14 protein-coding genes and 1 pseudogene are annotated in these 14,619 nt (G+C 69.3%); 7 read left to right on the forward strand and 8 right to left on the reverse strand.

The features are described 5' to 3' along the window. Nucleotides 1-304: 304 nt before the first annotated feature. Nucleotides 305-445 (forward strand): annotated as a pseudogene (locus tag KUM49_RS48135) (transcriptional regulator); the annotation flags it as partial. Here KUM49_RS48135 and KUM49_RS09345 read toward each other — a convergent pair. The 5 genes from KUM49_RS09345 to KUM49_RS09360 form a co-directional block, all read right to left on the reverse strand. Next, on the reverse strand, nt 402-812 hold the full coding sequence (locus KUM49_RS09345; protein ID WP_374200141.1) for an alpha-galactosidase: 411 nt from the start codon (nt 810-812) through the stop codon (nt 402-404). The pseudogene KUM49_RS48135 and the gene KUM49_RS09345 sit on opposite strands and share 44 nt — an antisense overlap. Beyond that, nucleotides 790-1,149, reverse strand: coding sequence for a hypothetical protein (locus tag KUM49_RS48140; protein WP_254400987.1), 360 nt, complete (start codon nt 1,147-1,149; stop codon nt 790-792). The genes KUM49_RS09345 and KUM49_RS48140 overlap by 23 nt, the downstream gene beginning before the upstream one ends. 118 nt (nt 1,150-1,267) lie before the next feature. Next, the gene (locus KUM49_RS48145; RefSeq protein ID WP_308406580.1) at nt 1,268-1,627 is read right to left on the reverse strand and encodes an MFS transporter; all 360 of its coding nucleotides are present in this window, start codon (nt 1,625-1,627) and stop codon (nt 1,268-1,270) included. A gap of 79 nt (nt 1,628-1,706) precedes the next feature. Beyond that, a complete protein-coding gene (locus tag KUM49_RS09355; protein ID WP_217236275.1) occupies nt 1,707-3,041 on the reverse strand; it encodes an aromatic acid/H+ symport family MFS transporter in 1,335 nt (444 codons plus the stop codon). 714 nt (nt 3,042-3,755) lie between these two features. Beyond that, the gene (locus KUM49_RS09360; RefSeq protein WP_217236276.1) at nt 3,756-4,613 is read right to left on the reverse strand and encodes an IclR family transcriptional regulator; all 858 of its coding nucleotides are present in this window, start codon (nt 4,611-4,613) and stop codon (nt 3,756-3,758) included. A gap of 294 nt (nt 4,614-4,907) precedes the next feature. Between KUM49_RS09360 and KUM49_RS09365 the strand changes: the two genes are divergently transcribed. From KUM49_RS09365 to KUM49_RS09380, 4 genes are all read left to right on the forward strand, one after another. Beyond that, nucleotides 4,908-6,038, forward strand: a complete 1,131-nt coding sequence (locus KUM49_RS09365) for a maleylacetate reductase (RefSeq protein WP_217236399.1) — start codon at nt 4,908-4,910, stop codon at nt 6,036-6,038. 2 nt (nt 6,039-6,040) lie between these two features. Then, complete coding sequence (locus KUM49_RS09370) at nt 6,041-6,988, forward strand: dioxygenase (RefSeq protein ID WP_217236277.1); 948 nt, start codon at nt 6,041-6,043, stop codon at nt 6,986-6,988. Beyond that, on the forward strand, nt 6,985-8,205 hold the full coding sequence (locus KUM49_RS09375) for an FAD-dependent monooxygenase (RefSeq protein ID WP_217236278.1): 1,221 nt from the start codon (nt 6,985-6,987) through the stop codon (nt 8,203-8,205). The genes KUM49_RS09370 and KUM49_RS09375 overlap by 4 nt, the downstream gene beginning before the upstream one ends. Before the next feature lie 319 nt (nt 8,206-8,524). Beyond that, complete coding sequence (locus KUM49_RS09380; protein ID WP_217236279.1) at nt 8,525-8,836, forward strand: hypothetical protein; 312 nt, start codon at nt 8,525-8,527, stop codon at nt 8,834-8,836. 340 nt (nt 8,837-9,176) lie between these two features. Here the strand turns inward: KUM49_RS09380 and KUM49_RS09385 are convergent, their stop codons facing one another. The 3 genes from KUM49_RS09385 to KUM49_RS09395 form a co-directional block, all read right to left on the reverse strand. Beyond that, a complete protein-coding gene (locus KUM49_RS09385) occupies nt 9,177-10,181 on the reverse strand; it encodes a PDR/VanB family oxidoreductase (RefSeq protein WP_217236280.1) in 1,005 nt (334 codons plus the stop codon). Then, the gene (locus tag KUM49_RS09390; RefSeq protein ID WP_217236281.1) at nt 10,178-11,269 is read right to left on the reverse strand and encodes an aromatic ring-hydroxylating dioxygenase subunit alpha; all 1,092 of its coding nucleotides are present in this window, start codon (nt 11,267-11,269) and stop codon (nt 10,178-10,180) included. The genes KUM49_RS09385 and KUM49_RS09390 overlap by 4 nt, the downstream gene beginning before the upstream one ends. 268 nt (nt 11,270-11,537) lie before the next feature. Next, complete coding sequence (locus KUM49_RS09395; RefSeq protein ID WP_217236282.1) at nt 11,538-12,461, reverse strand: LysR family transcriptional regulator; 924 nt, start codon at nt 12,459-12,461, stop codon at nt 11,538-11,540. 225 nt (nt 12,462-12,686) lie between these two features. Between KUM49_RS09395 and KUM49_RS09400 the strand changes: the two genes are divergently transcribed. Beyond that, nucleotides 12,687-13,298 carry a nuclear transport factor 2 family protein gene (locus tag KUM49_RS09400; protein WP_217236283.1) on the forward strand — a complete coding sequence of 204 codons (612 nt, stop codon included), beginning with the start codon at nt 12,687-12,689 and terminating at the stop codon, nt 13,296-13,298. Nucleotides 13,299-13,718: 420 nt separating this feature from the next. Further along, on the forward strand, nt 13,719-14,522 hold the full coding sequence (locus KUM49_RS09405) for a GntR family transcriptional regulator (RefSeq protein WP_217236284.1): 804 nt from the start codon (nt 13,719-13,721) through the stop codon (nt 14,520-14,522). The last annotated feature ends 97 nt before the right edge of the window (nt 14,523-14,619 follow it).

Here is a 14,619-nt window from a genome sequence, read left to right on the forward strand (position 1 = left end):
CGTACCCGTAACACCATCGTCCAGCACCCGCCCCCGAGTACCCGCAACCACCCCGCTACCAGTAGCTATACCCACCGAAAGCGGAATTCAGCACTAGTGTGTGCGGTGGTGATGCGTGCAGCGCCGACGGCGCCGCAGAGGGGCAGGAGACCGGGCGGCACAATCCACCTTTCCGTGCCCTTCACACCGCCGTGGGCGGTGCACCACCAACAAAGCCCGTTGTCGAGAGAGTGTGGGAGTCCATGATGAGGGGGTCACTGACAGGGACCCCCACGCAGACGGCAGCGCTCGTACAGTGGAGCGCATAGCAGGCAGAAACGACCCACAAGGCAGCAACGGCGACATCCGTGAGGATTTCCGCGCGGAGATCCGGGAATTTCTCGGCACGCGACGGGCCAAGGTCACCCCCGAGCAGGCCGGACTGCCCACGTATGGCGGAGGTCGGGTGTCTCGGCCGAGTCGGCCGGCTCGGAATCGGGGTGGTCGATGCGTACGAGGCGGCCGGTGTGCAGGAGTCCGCGCAGCTGCTTGTACAGGGCGATCCAGCTGGCCAGTTCGGCGCGTTCGGTCTCGGTTGTGCGGGTGAGGTCCCATTCGAGGCCGAGGTTGCCGAAGAGCGCCGTGCCGGCGCGGAAGGCCAGGTCGTGGGTCGACCGGTGGTGTGGGAGCGGGCGGCGCCGATGTGCGAGCCGATGAGTTCGAGGGGCAGGAGGAGTTGGGTCCAGCGATTGATCGACTGGCGTTCCAGGGCGTCGTTGCAATCGCTGGCCAAGAGTAGGTGCGGCTTCGTCACCCCACCCGGGCTCGACCACGAGGTGAAGGGTCGCTGGTGACGGCGTGGTCGTCAGATCGGGTGGCGCGCATCAGCACGAGTGCGGTCAGCGGTACGAGGGTCAGGGCGGCCGTCACCGTGCCGACCAGCGGCGGCCCGGCCTGCCCAAGCGGTGAGGCCAGGGCGATACCCGCGGCCCAGGAGCCGACGGCGACGCCCACGTTGGACGACGAACTGGCCAGCGCGGAGGCGAGCGTGGGCGCGGAACCGGCGAAGCGCCTGACCAGCGCGCCGAGCACGGGGGAGGCGGCGAACGCGGTCACCCCCATGACCGTCACCAGGACGACGGTCGCCACGGGGCTCGTGGAGAAGAACACCAGCAGGAGCAGGATCAGGCTGGTCGCGTGGCGGCCGTGATGAGGGTGGCGAGCGGCCGACGGTCACCCAGGCGCCCGCCGAGCGTGGTGCCCAGCAGGGCGCCCGCACCGTAGCCGGTCAGGACCAGGGGCACAGCGGCGGCGGGGATTGGGCCCGCTCGGTGAGCAGGAGGGAGATGTAGGTGTAGGTCGCCAGGACACCTCCCATGAGCAACGCGATGGCACTCAGCGCCAGCCAGACCCGGCCCTGGCGCAGCGCGGCGAACTCAGCCCGGACAGAACGCGCTTCGCGCTGCTCCTCGTCGGGGATGTACCGGCCGATGACCGCCGCCGCGGCGGCCGGCAGGGCGGCCAGCACCCAGAACGGACCCCGCCAGTTGGATACCTGCCCCAGCCACGAGCCCAGCGGTACGCCCGCGATGTTGGCCACGGTCATGCCCCCGAGCAGCACGCCCAGGGCCCGGGACGTCGAGATCACCTGACCCGCAGACCCTGTGCGAGTGCGCTCGGTGGCCTTGGGGGCGAGCACGTAAGCGGGCGTCACGTCGGTATGTGCCTCACGTCTGTTCCGCGAGGGGACGCGCGGTCCCGGCCGCACCCCCCTGCTCGTCCCGAGCATCCGCTTCCGGCGTGTCGGGGACCAGACCGATCAGCAGAGCGCCGATGACGCCGGGCACGGCCAGGGCATAGAAGTTCCACTGGAACGCCAGCCCGGCCCCGATGATGAGTCCGAGCAGCGGCGGGGCCAGCATCGAGCCGAGGCGGCCGAAGCCCAGCGTCCAGCCCAACGCCGTGGCGCCCATGCGGACGGGATAGTGCTTGGAGACGTAGGCGAGGACGAACGTCTGCGTTCCCATCGCCCCGACCCCGCCCAGAGCCACGGCCCCGTACAGCACTGTCGTGGGCAACCGCAGACTGAGCAGTATGACGGCCACGCTGGACACGAGGAACGTCGTGGTGATGATCGGCTTGGAGCCGAGTCGGTCGGCCGCCAGGGAGATGACGAGCGTGCCGACGACAGCTCCGAGGTTGAACACGAGAAGGAAGCCGAGCGAGGAGCCCGCGGAGTGGCCGGCCCGACGCATGATCTCCGGGAGCCAGGTGTTGAAGCCGTAGATCATGAACAGGCACAGGCATGTCATCAGCAGGAAGCACAGGGTCGCCACGAGGTAGCTGCGCGAGAACAGGGCCCGCACCGGCGACATGCTGTCCGGGTCGGTTCCCGACCGGCTCGGCTCGGACGCCGGGACGGCCTCCTGCTCGTCGTCCAAGGTGATGTTCCAGCGGTCGGCGGTCTTCTCCGCCTCCGCGTGCCGTCCCTGCGCCCGGAGGAAGGCGATCGACTCGGGCAGGAGCTTGAAGGCCAGCGGCACGACCAGGACCAGCGGTAGGAGGCCGAGCAGGAACATCGCCTGCCAACCGAACCGTGGAATCACGAAGATTCCGGTGAGTGCGGCGAGGATGCCGCCGATGGGAAAGCCGCTGAAGAGGATCGCGAAAACCAGGTTTCGTGACTTCGGGTGCGAGTACTCACCGCTGAGTGCGCTGGCGGTCGGCAGCACGCCGCCGAGACCGAGGCCGGCGAGGAACCGGAAGAGGCCGAACATCTCCGGAGAGGTGGCCGTCGCGCACAGACCCGTCATCACCGAGAACCAGGCCAGGCAGCAGACCAGCATCTTGCGTCGCCCCAGTCGGTCGGTGAGCGTACCGACCGTCGTAGCCCCGATGAGCATCCCGACCAGGGCGAAGGAACCGATCAGCCCGGCACCGGCGGGCGTCAGGCCCCACCCTGGTTCGTGGAGAAGCGACGGAATCACCGCGCCGTAGATGACGACGTCATAGCCATCCGAAATGACCGTGATGCCACAGATCGCAAGGACGAGCAGTGTCACCGGAGGCCAGGCGGTGGTACCACGGCTTCCTCTGTGACTGTTTTCGTACATGGCAGTTCCTCTCACATGGCTTCGCTTTTCGGTGAGGGTTCTCTCGCTTCGATGCGGGCGGTGGACGTTGTTCGTGTCGGCGTCCACCGGTGCCACCCGCATGTGCGGAGGGTGCAGACATGCCCGCTCGGATCAGCGGGTTCGGCTCTTGCATGCTGGCCGCCGGGACGCCTGGACGCCTCGGCTCATGCGAGGACGGCGGCTCTCCTCGCTCATGTCGTGTCCCGTCCGGAGGGCTCCGGGTCACAATTGCTGGTTCCTGACTGCGTCGCCGCGACGCCCCTCGCATGGATAAGTGTGCACAGTATGACGGGCCTGTAAAGAGCAGGGCGCAGGAAACGTGAATGCGGGAGTCAGGAAACCCGGTGTTCATCTCTAGCGTCGGCCGGGCGCGGTCGACCGTCCGAGGCGGTCTCGCCTACGCCCCCGAAGGGGCCCATCCATGCATACACGCCGCACTTCACGGGGGCTTCCTTCGCGGCCGCGAGCGCGTATCGGGCGACCGAGGAGGCACGTGCGGCGCTGGGTGGCAACCGGCCGCAGGCCGTGGTCACGCGTCAGCTGCTGGGGCGCTCGGCCTGACGGGTCGGTTGCACTCCGACAGCCACCGTAAGTGTATGCATTTCGACGCCCGGTATGGTCATGGAGACCCGTCAAGGCGTGTCATGTCCCGTCGCCGGACCCCAAACCCCGGGAGATGCCCCGGCCGGCCAGCATGACCGCGGGCACGAGCAGATGGGTACGGGCCTCGGTGCCCACCACGGACACAGCCGCGACCACGCGGCCTTTCGCGTCGGTGACCGGTGCTGCCACCGAGTATGCGTCCGGACTCATCTCCTCGCGCACGACGGCGGCGCCGGTCCGCCGGCATTCCGCCAACGCCACACGCAGAGCGACCGGGTCGGTGACGGTCCTGGGCGTGAAGCGGTCCAGGCCGCCCCGTACGACCTCGGTGAACAGCTCCGCGCCCGCGTGGGCCAGCAATACCTGGCCGACGGCGGAAGCGTGCAGGGGCAGCCGTCCACCGACCCCGGAGACCACCGGAACCGCTCCGCTCGCGGAGATCCGTTCGACGACGAGGGCGTCCGTGCCGTCGAGGACGGCCAGTTGCACGTGCTGCTGCGTGGCGGCATGCAGATCTTCCATGACGGGCATGGCACGGACCCGCAGCGGTAGTCCACGGGGGTTGAGGGTACCCAGCTCCCACAGGCGCAGGCCGATGACGTAGGCGCCGCTCGCGACGCGCTCCAAAGCTCCCCACGTCGTCAGTTCCCCGACCAGTCGATGGGCGGTGGCGTGACGCAGGCCGGTGAGCCGGCACAGCTGGGCGAGTGTCAGCTCCGGATGTTCCGGCGTGAACGCGCCCAGGATTGCCAGGGCTCGCGAAGTGACCGTGCGGCCACGGTCGCTGCTGTTGGCCGTTTCCGGCTCCTCTCGCCACAGTGACGGGATTCGCGCCCGTCCCGCCTCCTGGCCCGCGGATGTACGTGCGCGCGGGGCGAGTGTCCATTCACCGGACATCGTACTGACCGACGTGGGGCTGGTGCACCAATCTCTGTCCCGGGCCCCGAGGCCCTCACTGGTCGGGACAACCCGTCCTCGAGCAGGGCAGCCGCCCCCGAAGGTTCGCTTCGGCCCGCCGTCTGCGTTCCGCCCATCCGGACTGGGCCACGGAGAGGGAAGAGCGGCCCTACCCGACGACGAGCCCGACGCGGCCCTTGGCCGGACCGGCACAGCCGTCCACTGTCGCTCGTGGGCGAGGTCGCGTCCATCTCGCTCACGGATGAAAGGAGCCAGGACATGCCTATGACCGGGATGTCGCGAGCCCTCGGCGGCGATGACGCCGACTGGGCAGACAGGTCATCGACGCGGTTCGAGCACGAGACTCTGCCACAGAGGGTGTGTTTCGCCTCGGGCGAGGCGGCTGCGACGGTGCGGGCCGAGGTGGAACGGCTCGGTGCTGCGCGGGTGATGGTGATCGCGGCCGTCACGGAGACCGAGCTCGCGCAGCAAGTCACCGCCGGTCTACCGGTCGTGCTGCGGTGGAGCGAGGTGGTGATGCACGTTCCCGTGGAGGTGGCCGAGCGGGCGCGCGCGGCCACGGCCCGGCACCGCGTGGACTGCGTGGTCAGTGTGGGTGGGGGGTCCACCACCGGCTTGGCGAAGGCGATCGCGTTGACGGCGGATGTTCCCATAGTGGCCATCCCGACCACGTACGCGGGGTCGGAGGCCACGAGTGTGTGGGGGCTGACCGAACAGGCGAGCAAGACGACAGGCGTGGACGCGAGGGTCCTGCCCCGGTCCATCGTCTACGACGCGACACTGACCGTGTCCTTGCCGGTGCCGATGAGTGTCGCATCGGGGCTGAACGCGCTGGCGCACTGCGTCGACGCGATGTGGGGCCCCCGCGTGGACCCGATCGACCGTGCGCTGGCGGCAGAGGGAATCCGCGCGCTCGCGACCGGACTGCCCGCCGTGGTGGCCGATCCGACGGGCCTGTGGGGCCGTGAGCGGATGCTGTATGGGACGTATCTGTCGGCGGTGGCCTTCTCGTCGGCGGGTTCGGGGCTGCATCACAAGATCTGCCATGTCCTGGGCGGTATGTACGACCTGCCACACGCCCAGACCCATGCGGTGGTGCTGCCCTACGTACTGGCGTTCAACGCGTCCGCCGCCCCGGAAGCCGAGCAACGGATCGCGGCCGCACTCGGCGCGGAGTCGGCGATCGAAGGCCTGGAGCGGCTCCGGCAGGACGTGGACGCGCCGCAGGCGCTGCGCGACTACGGGCTGGAAGAGGCCGATGCCGACAACGCCGTGCAGGCCGTCCTGGACGTGGTCCCGGACAGCAATCCCCGTCGGGTGACGGCCCACGATCTCCGGCGCCTGCTGCGTTCGGCGTGGGCGGGCACGGACCCGAGCGCGATGATCGAAGGCAAGGAGAACTGATGATGAGTGAGCAGAGCGACGCAGGCGCACAGGTGGCAGCTGACCAGCAGGCGCGTGAGCAGGCCCTGGTCGAGCAGGTCGTGGCCTCGTTCGACACGGCCGAGGACCCGCGGCTGAAGCGGTTGATGCAAGCGCTGACCCGGCACCTGCACGCGTTCCTGCGCGAGGTGCGGCTGACCGAGGAGGAGTGGGCGTCCGCGATCGAGTTCCTCACCGCGGCCGGACACATCACCGACGACAAGCGCCAGGAGTTCATCCTGCTGTCGGACGTCCTGGGGGCGTCCATGCAGACGATCGCGATCAACAACGAGGCATACGCGAACGCGACCGAGGCGACGGTGCTCGGCCCGTTCTTCGTCGAGGGCTCGCCCGGGGTCCCGCTGGGCGGGGACATCTCCTTCGGCGCCGCCGGACAGCCGTGCTGGGTCGAGGGCTCGGTCACCGGCACCGACGGGGAACCCGTCCCAGGGGCACGCATCGAGGTGTGGGAAGCCGACGAGGACGGCTTCTACGACGTGCAGTACGACGACGACCGCACGGCGGCGCGGGGGCATCTGGTCGCCGACGAGAGGGGCCACTACCGGTTCTGGGCGATCACCCCGACCCCGTACCCCATCCCGCACGACGGCCCTGTCGGCGCCCTGCTCGCCTCCGTCGGCCGTTCCCCGATGCGCGCCTCGCACCTGCACTTCGACGTCCGGTCCGAGGGAAAGCGAACCCTGATCACCCACATCTTCGTCCGGGGCGACGAACTCCTCATCTCCGACGCCGTGTTCGGTGTCAAGGACTCGCTCATCCACGACTTCGTGGAGCACCCCGCGGGCACCCCCACGCCGGACGGACGCGATCTCGGGAGCCGTACCTGGTCCAGCGTGCGCTTCGACATCGTCCTCGCGCCCGCGCACACCGCGGGGACAGGCACCGCTTCCACCGAAGGAGCCGGTGAATGACCAACCAGGACGACAGACCCGTGCCCGGCCTGCGCGTCGCCGTGGTCGGCGGAGGCATCGGCGGTCTGGCCACCGCGGCGTTCCTGCACCGCGCCGGGATCGAGGCGACCGTGTACGAGCAGGCCCCGGCCCTGACCGAGGTCGGAGCCGGCCTCGTCGTCTCCCCCAACGCGGTGCGACTGCTGCGCGGCCTCGGCCGGCTGGACCGCTTTCGCGAGCGCGCGGTGCCGCTGGAGGTCGGATGGGAGTTCCGGCGCTGGGAGGACGGGCGCGTGCTGTTCTCCCAGGACCTCGGCGAGGAATGCGAGCGGCGCTTCGGCGAGCGGAGCTATGTCGCACACCGCGCCGATCTGCTCGACGCCGTGCGCGGAGCGGTCCCCGAAACATCGCTCCGCCTGGGGATGCGGCTCGCCGGTCTCCATCGGATGGACGAAGGCGTCGAGCTGGCCTTCACCGATGGATCACGGGAGTTCGCCGATGTCGTCGTCGGGGCCGACGGCGTCCACACCACCGTGGGACGCTACGTGGCCGAAGCGGGAGCACCGCGGCTCTCGGGCATCTGTGCCTGGCGATGCCTCGTGCCAGCAAAACTCGCACCGGCCTTCGCGTGCCGTCCGGTCCAGACGCTCTGGCTCGGCCCCGACCGCCACCTGGTCCACTACCCGATCTCCGCGGGCACGCAGATCAACATCGTCGCCTTCGGGCCGGCACACGACTGGACGACGGAGTCGTGGTCGGCCGAGGCACGGATCGCGGACCTGCGCGCCGAGTTCTCCGGGTGGTCGGACGATCTGGGAGTGCTGCTCGCGGCCGCGGAACGGGTCGGGCGGTGGGCGCTGCTCGACCGGGACCCGCTGCCCCGTTGGACGAACGGACCCGTCGCGCTGCTGGGAGACGCGGCGCACCCGATGTTCCCCTTCTTCGCTCAGGGAGCGGCGCAGGCGATGGAAGACGCCGCCGTTCTGGCGGGCTGCCTCACCGACCGGCCGGAAGACCCGTCTGCCGCGCTGCGCCGCTACGAGGACATCCGCCGCCCGCGCGCCACCCGGGTACAGCAGCTGAGCCGCGGCAGGGCGGAGAGCAATCACCTGCCCGACGGGCCGGCCCAGGAGGCGAGGGACGCGTCGTTCGCGAACGCGGACCCCTTCGCGCACAACGGGTGGATCTACGGGCACGACGCGGACATGGCCGTGCGAGAGGCGCTGACGACGCCCTGAGCTGTGCGTTTTGTTTGGGAGTGAGGGCGATCGCCGGGGCATGTCCTCAGCCGGGCAGGACGTGCGGTGACAGCTGGGCAGGGTGAACCCGTGAGGGCCCCCAGGAGCTGAGCCCGAGCGTCGGCAGCCGGACTTCCCGTCGACCCCGGGCGAAGACCTCTGAGGCGGCGGGAAGGGGGACACCAAGACACTGGGCGTCGTCCTGGAACACGCGACGACTTGCCTGGACGGCCTGGACGGCCTGGTGCACCGGCGCAACGGCGCGACCGGCAGGCTACGCCTCACAGCGGACAGTGGGCTCGCTCCGGAACGTGCGGCGGTGTGGGCAGATCTCCTCGATCAACAGGACGTGGCGCTCGCCGTACGACGTCGTGCGTTCGCCGGCGTCGCGGGAGACAGCCTGGGCATCGGCGCGTCCGGCAGGGTGGCCCTGCCCCTTCCCGGCTCCGACGGCCCGGTCGGTGTGCTGTCCGTGCTCACGACAGAGTCCGGTGAGCGCGATGAGACCCAGCGGTCCCTGCTGCGCGCGTTGGCCGGGCGCCGGTTCGCGCATGGGCGGTGCTGCGGGCTCCTCGGCCGCCTCCGGGCCGGATGCGGCCGAGGAGCGATCACGATCAGTACGCATGGGTGAGCCGGCCGCCGCACTCGCGGAGGCCGTCACCTGCGATGACGTCGTGCGGCCGTCACCGAGTTCGTCCTCGCCCCTTTTCGGCACCGACGGGCTGGAGTTCCAGGTGCTCGAAGGAGACCGCCTGAAACCGGCATGCCAGTCGCACCGACGAAGGCGAACGCGACCTGCAGCTCGTCACCGCTCTGCCGCCGCTGGGGCTCCCGCTCTCTCCCCGATGGCACATGCACCTGGACGGAGCAGGGCCTCCCGCTCCCGTATGCCGCCTCGAAGCCCGAGCGCACAGCGTTCCCGCGCCGCCACCTGTGCCGCAAACATGACAGGTGGCGGCGGCCGGTCGGGTTCAGCAGTCGATGGTGACGGAGGCGCCCACCACCCGGGAGACGCAGGAGCACATCACTCGGTGCTCGGCCCGCTGACGTTCCGAGAGAAACACGTCCCGGTGATCGACCTTGCCCGCCACGTCGAGTACCGCGACCCGGCACAGGCCGCACTCGCCCCGGCGGCAGTCGTACATCATCTCCACCCCAGCGCTTTCGAGGGCGTCGAGGAGGCTGGTGCCGACGGGTACGTCGAAGCTCAGCCCGCGCGCCGGAACATCCACGCGGAAGCGTGCCGCGGGCAGATCCCCACTCGTGCCGAACGTCTCGAAGCGGAGTCCGCCGGGTGGCCTGGCGGCGCGCCCCCAGGCTGCCTGTACGGCCGACAGCAGCCCCATCGGGCCACAGACGTACAGCACGCCCCCCTCGGGCAGGGAAGCAACGATCTCGTCCGGGTCGACGAGATCACCGTTACGGTCCTCGACCACCCGCACCCTGCCGGGGTGTTCCCGCTCCAGCTCCTCGACGAAGGCCATGTTCTCGCGGGACCGGCCGGCGTAGACCAGCTGATAATCAGCGCCTCTTGAAAGCAGGGCAGAGGCGAGCCCGACGATGGGTGTGATGCCGATACCACCGGCGAGCAGCACACTCGGCGGACACCCCGGGCTGAGCGGGAACCCGTCGACCGGGCCGACGAACACGATCTCCGAGCCGGGGCGCAGGTCGTGCATCCACCGCGATCCCCCGCGGCCGTCCCGCTGGAGCCGTACGGCGACGCGGAGCAGCCCGTCGTCATGGCCGTGGTCCACCAGCGAGTAGGAACGCGTCTCGGGCCCGCCCGGCAAGGGGACGGTGATGTCGACATGACTGCCCGGAGGCACCGACCGAACCGGCCTGGACGGGTGAAGCACCAGTTCGACGATGTCCGGCGCGAGTTCGGTACGTCCCACCACGACCGCCGTGTGGGCCGTGGATCCGTCTGGGCCGGAACCGGTGAGCTGCTTCCGGGCGCCGGTGGTGCTTGTCATGCCGTCTCCCTCGTCGTGGACGCGACGGCGGCCAGGCGGCTCGGGGGCGTGCGGTCCCGTCCCTGTTCCCGAGCGATCTGTGCGTCGACGATCCGGCGCACCCACATTCCGCCGACGTCGATGTTGAGGTTGTAGAACTCGTGTCCCGGGTTGGCCTCGATCGCCCGCTGCTGCGCGTTGAGCATCTCGGTGTCCTGGCCGAACACCCGGGACACGCTCTGACGGAGCAGGGTGGTCAGGCTCTGGTCGTGGAGGTGGTAGTTGCGGGTGAAGGCCCAGAAGTAGTGGCAGGTGCCGGCCGTGGCGGGGGTCACCGTGTTGAGCACGCGACCGTTGACGCCGGCGCTCCGGTCGCCCTCCGGTGCGCCGGTTCCGGTCGGTGCGACACCGACGTCGATGGTGATCGTCGAGGGAGCGGTGTAGCGGATGACCTGCCACCGGTCGACGGGCCCGTCATGGGCGGGGTTCTTGCGGCGCAACTGCATGCCGAGGAAGGGTGGTGCCTCGATTCCCCGCATCCACCGGGTGAGCGTGACCGAATGGTCGTCGTGGGCCACCTCGGGTTCGGACTCGGAGAGCTCGTCGCTGGCGAGGCTGTCGGCGTGGAGGAACTGCTCGTGGGTGAGGTCCATGAGATTGTCGAGGACCAGCCTGTAGTCGCAGTCGACGGTGATGCTCTCGCCGTCCCCGGCCCACTGCGGATCGTCGTTCCAGTGCAGATCGGGGACGAGCTCGGGATCGGCCGCCGCAGGGTCGCCGAGCCAGACCCAGACGAACCGGTGCCGCTCCACGACCGGGTACGAAGCGACCGCGGCGGACGGGTTGAGGGTCTCCTGGGCAGGCATCCGAGTGCAGCGGCCGTTCGGTCCGTAGGCAATTCCGTGATAGCCGCAGACGACGTCGTCACCGTGCAGCTCTCCCATCGACAGCGGCACAAGGCGGTGCCAGCAGGCATCGGCGAGCGCCACCGCCTTCCCGGACGTCGTGCGGTAGAGCACGAGCGGGCGCTCGCATATGGTGCGCGGCAGCAGGCTGCGACCCAGTTCGGTGTCCCAGGCCGCGGCATACCAGGAATTCAGCGGGAACATGACGGTTCTCCTCCTCCGGGTTGGTGACGCGCCGCCCTCGCGGTGGGACAGCGGCGACGGGGATTCGGGCGGCATGCGACCACGACCTGCGCGGCCGAAGTCGGCCGGTTCTGCCAGGAGTCAGGTCCGTGGTGAGAAGCAAGGGCAGGGGCACGCCATCAGGCCGGTGTACACCTGCCTCGGGGAGCGGTGCCTCCGGTCACCGACACGCTAAGCACCCAGCATGTATGAGTCCAATGAATGTTGAAAATGGTTCGCAATCACATCATCAATGAACAGCCCGCATCAGTTGCTCCCGCAGCCACGCAAGGCCGGGATCGCCGGCGCCACGCGGGTTCCACACCAGATCGACTCCAAGAGGGGGCAGAGGGAGAGGGGGCTCCATGATTCGCAGCCCGTTCCGCGGCGCCAGCTGCTGAGCCAGCCGGCGGTGCAACAACGCGATCATGTTCGTGCCGCTCACCACCGAGGGGATCATCAGGAACTCGAAGACGACTACCTGTACGTGGAGATCGGGGATCATCCTGGCGATTGCCTGCTGCGCGCCGACCCGTCCTTGCTCCCACTCGAACACCACATGAGGCAACCGGGAGAGGTCGTCGACGGTCAGCGCCGCACCGATGCGGTCGTTGTTCGCGTCGGCGACCACCACCCAGCTCTCGTCGTAGAGCCGTTCCCTCGGCAGCGAGGTGGACATGGTGTCCGGCAGCAACGCCACGTCCGCGGTCGCCTCGCTGCGGGTGAGGTCCATTGACGACGCGGGTGCTTCCAGGTGCAGACGGACACCCGGAGCGGAGGCGGCGACCAGGGCGCTCAAGGCGGGAAGGACCGTCAGAGCCGAGGCGCTGGACGCGGCGATACGGAAGGTGCGGTCCGAAGTCGCCGGATCGAAGACCGGAGGCGTGAGGACCTGGCTTGTCACGGTCTCCAGAATCAGGTTGACCGGTTCGATCAGCGCGTCGGCACGGGTGGTGAGCACGTACTCCCGCCCGACCCGGATGAGGAGTTCGTCACCGAGCGTGCGCCGCAGCCGTTGCAGGGCGTTGCTCATGGCCGGTTGCGTCAGCCCGACCGCCTGGGCGGCGCGAGTGACGCTGCGGTGTTCCAGAAGGGCGGCCAGCAGCGGGAGCAGATTGAGATCGACGCGGTGCAGGCCGACCATGGGGCGCGTCGGTCGTGAGTAGCTATTCACCTCAGTTATATATCGCATGCGTAGGGATCATTCGACCTGCTGACGGTGAGGTATTACCGTTCGGCTATTCGTGGGCCCAGGCCGATACCCGTTCCCTCTGGGCGTTCCGGCCGTGCTCGACGTCGGCTCCATCGCGCCCTTGGACCACGGGCCGCCGCGATTCATGGCCGTCCGATGGCGGACGAGGCCCGGCTGCAGTCGTACGACACTCAATGGAGGTCTTCCATGCCGGAGACAGATCAGCACGAGCTCCGTCGCCTCGTCGAGAACTGGGCACTGTGGCGCGACGCCGGAGACTGGGAACGGTTCGCCACCGTGTGGCATCCAGCGGAGGGCTGGATGACGGCGACATGGTTCCAGGGTCCGGCACCGGACTTCATCGCCGTCAGCCGGGAGGGCTTCGAAAACGGCGTCAGCATCCTGCACTTCCTGGGCGGACACACCGCCGATGTCGTGGGCGACCGCGCCATCACCCAGACCAAGATGACCATCAACCAGCGGGCGGAGGTCGACGGCGTCGAGGTCGATGTCGTCTGTACGGGACGCTTCTACGACTTCTGCGCGCGTCACGAGGGCGCGTGGAAGATCGTCCGCCGACAGCCCATCTACGAGAAGGACCGTCTCGACCTTGTTGATCCGTCCGCGACGCTCAACCTGGACGGGGAGTTGCTGGCCCGTTTCCCCGCCGGCTACCGCCATCTCGCATACCTGCAGACCAAGGCGGGCTTCACGGTGAAGACCGGGCTGCCGGGCCTGAAGGGTGAGGTCGTGCAGCGTCTCTACGAGGAAGGTGCGAAATGGCTGGCCGGCTCAAGCACTCCGGGTGATCCGCACTGACTCGTCGCGCCTTCGGGAGGGTCGGTCTCGGAGTGGTGCGGCGCCGATGGCGCGCGGCACTTACCGAAACACCCGCTGCGCCGCCATCGGCACCTGGCACTTCGGGACGACTGACCCACGGAAGGCGCGGCGGCGGCTGTAGTGCGACAGCTCGCCCGTGGCCGCCGCCGGGCACCTCGGGTCCGCGGTCTGTCGAGGGTCACCCGGCGTGGCCCCGCACGGCGTGGACGCGGTAACCGATCTGCGCCGCCGCTTCACTTCAAACCAGGGTCCCGACCGCCGCCGAGACGGCCCCGCGCGCCCCAGTGGATACAGTATCCCAGCAAACGGATCACGGTCCTGGCAAGCTGTTTCGGGTCAGGTCCCTGCTGCCGCGCCTTTTGGCTACTTGATCTGCATACACATCACTAGACTCTGGGCATGAGCACGAGGGGCAGCGACATTCCCCGGGAGCAACAGTCGGCGGAGAGCGGAGTCGAGGCGCAGGTCTCTGCCGAGCCGCCGGTCGACGAACCCGGGCAGCCCGTGGGAGGACGCCGTCTGGCCCTGGACGTCCACGCACGACTGCGGGCCATGATCTTGAGCGGTGAGCTGCCTCCCGGCTCGGCCCTGCTTCAGGCCGAGATGGCACGCAAGCTGGGCGTCAGCCGCACACCGATGCGTGAGGCGTTCCGGCTGCTTCAGGAAGAGGGGCTCATCGACGCGCGGCCCGACCAGCGGGCGAGGGTGCGGGGAGTGGACCCCGAGGACCTGGACGGTGTCTACGGAGCTCGCATCATGCTCGAGACGCTCGCCGTGAACCTGACAGCCAAGTCGCTCGACGCGGGGGACCTGGAGCGTATGGGCGAAGCCGTGCAGCGCATGCGGGAACTCGCGGGCCAGGAACAGCCGGACAAGTGGCACGCCGCGCACAGAGAGTTCCACGGCATCGCGACGGGGGCCGTGGGGCCGCATCTCCAGCGCATGCTGGCACCGCTCGGTGAGCACAGCGAGCGCTACATCCGGCTGGCCCAGCTGGGCATGCCCAGCTCATGGCCCCGCGCGCACGCAGACCACGAGGCGCTGCTGGACGCACTGCGTCTGAGTGACTCGGACGAGGCGGCACGTGTGATCGCCCGCCATCTCGCGCGTACCGCTTTGAACGTCCTGGCGGACATCGCCCCGGAGTACGAGCCGGCGGCCACGCGGACCGCGCTCGGGATCGCGGGGAACGGCCAGTCCTGATGCCGGAGCCGGCCGGCTGGAGAGCCTCTCCCTCGGGGACATGCTCTCCATGGGAACCCGGGGCGGCCCCGACCGTGAGGGAACCGCACAGGACGTG

The organism is Streptomyces sp. AC555_RSS877 (assembly GCF_019049245.1).
Lineage (GTDB): Bacteria > Actinomycetota > Actinomycetes > Streptomycetales > Streptomycetaceae > Streptomyces.

Excerpts from the sequence above, each read along its gene's own strand:
- KUM49_RS09405 (WP_217236284.1), top strand. The coding sequence starts at position 13,719 with ATGAGCACGAGGGGCAGCGACATTCCCCGGGAGCAACAGTCGGCGGAG.
- KUM49_RS09385 (WP_217236280.1), bottom strand. The coding sequence starts at position 10,181 with ATGACAAGCACCACCGGCGCCCGGAAGCAGCTCACCGGTTCCGGCCCA.
- KUM49_RS09360 (WP_217236276.1), bottom strand. The coding sequence starts at position 4,613 with ATGTCCGGTGAATGGACACTCGCCCCGCGCGCACGTACATCCGCGGGC.
- KUM49_RS09390 (WP_217236281.1), bottom strand. The coding sequence starts at position 11,269 with ATGTTCCCGCTGAATTCCTGGTATGCCGCGGCCTGGGACACCGAACTG.
- KUM49_RS09370 (WP_217236277.1), top strand. The coding sequence starts at position 6,041 with ATGAGTGAGCAGAGCGACGCAGGCGCACAGGTGGCAGCTGACCAGCAG.
- KUM49_RS09400 (WP_217236283.1), top strand. The coding sequence starts at position 12,687 with ATGCCGGAGACAGATCAGCACGAGCTCCGTCGCCTCGTCGAGAACTGG.
- KUM49_RS09365 (WP_217236399.1), top strand. The coding sequence starts at position 4,908 with ATGTCGCGAGCCCTCGGCGGCGATGACGCCGACTGGGCAGACAGGTCA.
- KUM49_RS09375 (WP_217236278.1), top strand. The coding sequence starts at position 6,985 with ATGACCAACCAGGACGACAGACCCGTGCCCGGCCTGCGCGTCGCCGTG.